General features: G+C 53.9%; 1 protein-coding gene. It reads left to right on the top strand.

Going from position 1 to position 634, the window contains the following annotated elements:
- Window positions 1–634 (top strand): tetraspanin family protein (locus ACFFNX_RS51950; protein WP_378213892.1); only part of this gene is annotated, 634 nt, incomplete at both ends.

Genomic DNA, 634 nt, shown 5'->3' with positions numbered 1-634 from the left:
TTCAACGTCTTTTTTCAGCTAAAGAGCCCAAAGGCCAAGAGGATGCGCGTGCGCAAGCCTCACAGGACGAAGCGAAGGCCGGCGAGGAGAGCAACTGCTGCGAGAAATGTTTGAAGATCATCTATGTGGTCCTGTGCGTCGTTGTTGTGTCGAAATCAATATTAGAAATAGTGGTCACGGTTTCAAACGCCATCTTTAACAAGCTGACCGGGACTGAGGATTCCGGGAGGCTCGTGGGGATGATCATCTTGACCCTGATGGCAGCAGTTACCATATCGATCCTGGTGAACGCAGTGGTGGCCGTCTTCAGGAACCTGTCTAGACCGCTGTTTGCTGCCACCATAGTCCTGCTGATAGTGGCATCAGTCCAGGCCCTCCTGGCTGGAGTGGCTGTACGGGTGACGTCACAGGACGAGCTCCACTTCATCAAGTCGCTGGAGAACTCCTTCCAGCTGGCCAAGGAGAAGAATCCGAAACACGAAGCCATTTGGTCGGCGATGCAGAAACAGTTTAACTGTTGCGGCATCCACAGCCCCGAAGACTACCGACCGTCCAAGTTTCCAGACTTCTTGGCCCCTGACGTGCCCATATCCTGCTGCCCTTCCTACGACCCCAAAAGGTCTGACATGGTGCA

Origin of the sequence: Actinoallomurus acaciae, assembly GCF_042429965.1 — a bacterium.
GTDB classification, from domain to species: Bacteria; Actinomycetota; Actinomycetes; order Streptosporangiales; family Streptosporangiaceae; genus Actinoallomurus; species Actinoallomurus acaciae.
This window is presented reverse-complemented; position numbering and strand designations above follow the sequence as displayed.